Genomic DNA, 4,450 nt, shown 5'->3' with positions numbered 1-4,450 from the left:
GACCACGACGCCGCCCTCGAGGAGCTGGCCCGGCGCGTCAGCCCCCGCGTGCTGCGGGCACCGGCCCGGCTGGAGGCCGTCACCCGCCAGCTGGAGGAGTACTTCGCCGGCCGGCGCCGCGGCTTCGAGGTGCCGCTGGACCTCAGCCTGGCCGGGGGCTTCCGCCGCGCCGTGCTGCAGGTGCTGCAGGGCATCGCCTTCGGCGACACCGCCAGCTACGCCGGGGTCGCCGCCCGGGCCGGCAGCCCCCGCGCGGTGCGGGCCGTCGGCACCGCCTGCGCGCTGAACCCGCTGCCGCTGCTCGTGCCCTGCCACCGGGTCGTGCGCAGCGACGGCAGCCCCGGGCGGTACGCGGGCGGGGAGGAGGCGAAGAGGCGCTTGCTGCGGCTGGAGGACGGGGGCAGGGTGGAGCCGTGAGCGAAGCGGTCCCCGAGGTGCGGCGAGCGGCGCAGGCCGAGGAGCACGTCCCCGACGAGCAGGTCGGCGCGGTGGACCCCGAGTCGGCCGCCGGCGCGGTCGAGGACGCCGCGGAGGCCGCCCGCGGCCGCGGCGCCGACGACCGCCCCGAGCCCGCCGACGCCGACGAGCGGATCGAGCTGCTGGACGAGGACGCCGACGACCGGTGAGCGCCGCGGGCCGGGCGCTGCCACGATGCGCTCGTGAGCCCGGCGCCCGACCTCGACGACCCGTACGCGGACCTGCGGCGCGAGACGCCGACGGAGCGGATGGACCGCAACTGGGTGGAGCTGCTGCAGGAGCTGCGGGTCGTGCAGACCGGCGTCCAGCTGCTCGCCGGCTTCCTGCTCACCCTGCCGTTCCAGTCCCGCTTCGAGGAGCTCGACGGCTACCAGCAGGGCGTCTACACGGCCGTCATGCTGCTGGCCGTCACCGCCGTCGTGATGTTCATCGCCCCCGTGGGCTACCACCGCGCGCTGTTCCGGATGCGCTCCAAGGAGCGGCTCGTCCAGGCGGGCACGAGGTTCACCAAGGCGGGGCTGGCCACCGTCGGCCTCGTCGTCTCCGGCGGGGTGCTGCTCGTCGTGGACGTGGTCGCCGGCCGGGTCGCGGGCTGGTGCGCCGGCGGCGCGGTCGCCCTCCTCATCGCCCTGTGCTGGTACGCCCTGCCGCTGCGCGCCGTGCGCCGCGTGCGCGCCGAGCGCGCCCGGGGCTGAGGGCGCGCACCGCACCCGACGGGCGGTGCGCCACCGGGGGTGGTTCGCTGTGGCGGCCGGCGCCGCCGGTGCAGGCGCCCGAGCAGACGCAGGAGGACCCGATGGCCGCGTCCCGCGAGCACGACAGCGCACCGCCCCGCGGGGGAGGTGGCGCCGCGGCGGGCGAGGGCGGCGGCGGGCTGACCGGTGCCGTGGTCGTCGTCGCGCTCGTCTCGGCCATCTCCGGGCTGCTGTACGGCTACGACACGGGGATCATCTCCGGCGCGCTGCTGCAGATCAGCGACGAGTTCACCATCGGCAACGGCTGGGAGCAGGTCATCGCGGCCTCGATCCTGGCCGGCGCCGTGATCGGTGCGCTGACGTGCAGCCGGCTCGGCGAGCGGCGCGGGCGCCGCGGCACCCTGCTGATCGTCGCCGGGGTGTTCGTGGTGGGCACCATCGGCGCCTCGCTGGCGCCCGACCCCGTCACGCTGTCGCTGGCGCGCCTGGTGCTCGGCTTCGCCGTCGGCGGCGCCACCCAGACCGCCCCCGTGTACGTCGCCGAGCTCGCGCCGACGAAGTACCGCGGGCGCCTGGTGCTCTTCTTCCAGATCGCCATCGGCGTCGGCATCCTCATCGCCACCATCGTCGGCGCCAGCGAGCGCGTGGACTGGCGCCTGGCGATCGGTGCGGCCGCCGTGCCGGCGGCCGTGATGCTCGTGCTCATGCTGCGCCTGCCCGAGAGCCCGCGCTGGCTCGTGCGGGCCGGGCACGGCGAGCGCGCGCGCCAGGCGCTGGAGCGGGTGCGCCCCCGCGGCGCCGACGTCTCCGGCGAGCTGGACGAGATCGGCGAGCTGGTCCGCGCCGAGACCGAGGCCAGCACCCGCGGCTGGCGCGGCCTGCGGGAGGCGTGGGTGCGCCCGGCGCTGGTCGTCGGCTGCGGCCTGGCGGTCTTCACCCAGCTGTCGGGCATCGAGATGATCGTCTACTACTCGCCGACGATCCTCACCGACAACGGCTTCCCCGACAGCACGGCGCTGCGCGTCTCCGTCGCCCTGGGCGCCACGTACCTCGTCACCCAGCTCATCGGGCTGGCCGTCATCGACCGCGTCGGCCGGCGGCGGCTGACGCTGCTGACCCTGCCGGGGGCCGCCCTGTCGCTCATCGTGCTGGGCACCTTCTTCGTCACCGGCAACGCCGGCCGTGCGCAGGTGCCGTACATCATCGCCACGCTCGTGGCGTTCATGGCCTTCACGGCCGGCGGCATCCAGCTGATGGGCTGGCTCACCGGCTCGGAGATCTACCCGCTGGCCACCCGCTCGGCCGGTGCCGCGGCGCAGTCGGCGTCGCTGTGGGGCACCAACCTGCTCATCACGCTGACGCTGCTGAGCATCATCGACACGATCGGCACCGGTCAGACCTTCTGGCTGTACGCGGGCTTCAACGTGCTCGCCTTCGTCTTCCTGTTCCGCAAGATGCCCGAGCTGACCGGCCGCAGCCTGGAGCAGATCGAGGGGAGGCTGTCCGCGGGGCGCTTCCGGCCCGCGGACTTCAAGGAGGCCGCGCCGGTCGGCGCCGGGAAGGGCGAGCGCTCCTGATCCCGGGCGGGGCGCGCGCGGCACCGCCCGCCGGCGCTGCGGGGCGCCGGCGGGCGGGTGCGGTGCTCAGTCGGTGCGCAGGGCTGCTCGGCCGGTGCGCAGCGGCTGCTCAGTCGGTGGGCATCCGGGTGTGGTGCTGCTCGCCCAGCGGCGCGCCGACGCCGGAGGCGGAGGTGGGGTCGGAGGTGAGGCCGGAGCCGGCGCCGAGGCCGGTGTCCGAGGTGCCGGCGGCGTCGGGGGTGCCGGCGGCGCTCGCGGTGGCGGCGGTGCTGCTGGAGCCGCCGCCCACCTTGTCCTTCACCGAGCTCGCCACGGAGCTGGCGGCGGCGCCGACCTTCTCCTGGGCGGCCGAACCGGCCTGCTTGGCCAGGCCGGTGGCGCGGTCCTCCAGGTCGCCGACGGTCGACTGCACCTTGGGGTTGCCCCACAGGCGGCCGGCCGCACCGGCGATCTGGTCGTAGCGCTCACGACCGGCGCGCGCGCCGAGCACGTAGCCGGCGGCGCCGGCGGCCAGGAACAGGGCCTTTCCGAGCATGGTCTCCTCCTCGGGTCGGGGCTTCGTGATCTGGCGCCCAACTCTGCCCGTCCCGGCCCCCTCCCGCTCGCCGGGACGCCGGGGGACGCTCGTCAGGAGCGGCGCAGCAGGGCCGCGGCCAGCGCGTCGAGGTCCTCGTCGGTGGTGTCGAGGTGGCCGCTGACGCGCAGCGAGGGCGCCCGCATCTCGCCCGGGGAGCGCTCGGTGCCGCAGCAGGTGGTGACGATCCCCTCCCCGGCCAGCAGCGCGGCGCGCAGCGCGGGGAGGTCCACCTGCCCGCGCGGGCGCAGCGTGACGATCGCGCTGGGCTCGTCGAGGTCCTCCACGACCTCCCAGCGGCCCTCGAGGGCCCCGGCCAGCCGGTGGCGGGTGCGCGCACCGACGGCGGCCAGGCCGGCGGTGACGGCGGCCGGGCCGAGCCGCACGTGCTCGGCCAGGGCGGTGGCGAGGCCGACGCGGCCGGCCACGTGGGCCTCGGCCTGCTCCAGCCCCGTCAGCCGCTGCGCCAGCGGCCCGCGCACGGCGACGAACCCGACGCCGCGCGGGCCGGCCAGCCACTTGCGGGAGGTGCCGTAGACGACGTCCGCGGCGGGCGCGCCGCTGGTGTCCAGGTGCCCGAGGGCCTGCGCCGCGTCGACGACGACCGGCACGCCCGCGGCCGCGCAGACGGCGCTCAGCGCGCCCACCGGCTGCACGGTGCCGACGTGGCTGCCCAGCCACGTCAGGTGCACCAGGTCCGGGCGCCGCCGCGCCAGCTCGCGCTGCAGGCCGGCCGGGTCCAGGCGGTGCCCGGCGTCCAGGACGGTGCGGGCGGCCCCGGCCTCCTCCAGCACGCGCACGTTCGGGCCGTACTCCCCGCGCGCGTGCAGCACCTGCGCCGGCGGGCCGCCGGGCCAGCGGGCCAGCACGCGGCGCAGCGCGTCCTCGGCGCTGTGCACGAAGGAGACGGTCCCCTCCCCGGCGTCCCAGCCCAGCAGCGCCCGCACGTCGGCGCGGCCCGCCTCCAGCACGTCCGCGGCCTCCACCCAGGCCACGTAGCCGCCGCGCTCGGCCTCCCGGCGGGCGTGGGCGGCGGTGGCGTCCAGCACCGCCCAGCTGCTGCGGCCGGCGGCGGCGGAGTCGAGGTGGACGAGGGTGCGGGCGGGCCGGCCGGTCCGCCACAGCTG

Annotated in this window: 6 protein-coding genes; 4 read left to right on the top strand and 2 right to left on the bottom strand. The window is 77.2% G+C overall.

The window, feature by feature from the left end:
- The 4 genes from GTQ99_RS20205 to GTQ99_RS20190 all read left to right on the top strand — a co-directional run.
- Nucleotides 1-417, top strand: a 417-nt coding sequence (locus tag GTQ99_RS20205; RefSeq protein ID WP_166617502.1) for a methylated-DNA--[protein]-cysteine S-methyltransferase, incomplete at its 5' end; no start/stop codon positions are given.
- The gene (locus tag GTQ99_RS20200) at nt 414-626 is read left to right on the top strand and encodes a hypothetical protein (RefSeq protein WP_166617501.1); all 213 of its coding nucleotides are present in this window, start codon (nt 414-416) and stop codon (nt 624-626) included. The genes GTQ99_RS20205 and GTQ99_RS20200, both read left to right, overlap by 4 nt.
- 33 nt (nt 627-659) lie before the next feature.
- On the top strand, nt 660-1,172 hold the full coding sequence (locus tag GTQ99_RS20195; RefSeq protein ID WP_166617500.1) for a DUF6328 family protein: 513 nt from the start codon (nt 660-662) through the stop codon (nt 1,170-1,172).
- Nucleotides 1,173-1,363: 191 nt separating this feature from the next.
- Nucleotides 1,364-2,749, top strand: coding sequence for a sugar porter family MFS transporter (locus tag GTQ99_RS20190; RefSeq protein ID WP_420814597.1), 1,386 nt, complete (start codon nt 1,364-1,366; stop codon nt 2,747-2,749).
- Nucleotides 2,750-2,858: 109 nt separating this feature from the next.
- On the opposite strand, the gene GTQ99_RS20185 is transcribed toward GTQ99_RS20190, so the two are convergent.
- Nucleotides 2,859-3,284 (bottom strand): YtxH domain-containing protein, encoded by a 426-nt coding sequence (locus tag GTQ99_RS20185; RefSeq protein ID WP_166617498.1) that lies wholly within the window; start codon nt 3,282-3,284, stop codon nt 2,859-2,861.
- A gap of 92 nt (nt 3,285-3,376) precedes the next feature.
- Nucleotides 3,377-4,450, bottom strand: a 1,074-nt coding sequence (locus tag GTQ99_RS20180; protein WP_240897833.1) for an aminotransferase class V-fold PLP-dependent enzyme, incomplete at its 5' end; no start/stop codon positions are given.

Source organism: Kineococcus vitellinus (genome assembly GCF_009906315.1).
In the GTDB taxonomy this organism is placed as follows: domain Bacteria; phylum Actinomycetota; class Actinomycetes; order Actinomycetales; family Kineococcaceae; genus Kineococcus; species Kineococcus vitellinus.
The sequence above is the reverse complement of the archived record's forward strand: the minus strand, read 5'-3'. Positions and strand labels throughout refer to the sequence as shown.

Excerpts from the sequence above, each read along its gene's own strand:
- GTQ99_RS20185 (WP_166617498.1), bottom strand. The coding sequence starts at position 3,284 with ATGCTCGGAAAGGCCCTGTTCCTGGCCGCCGGCGCCGCCGGCTACGTG.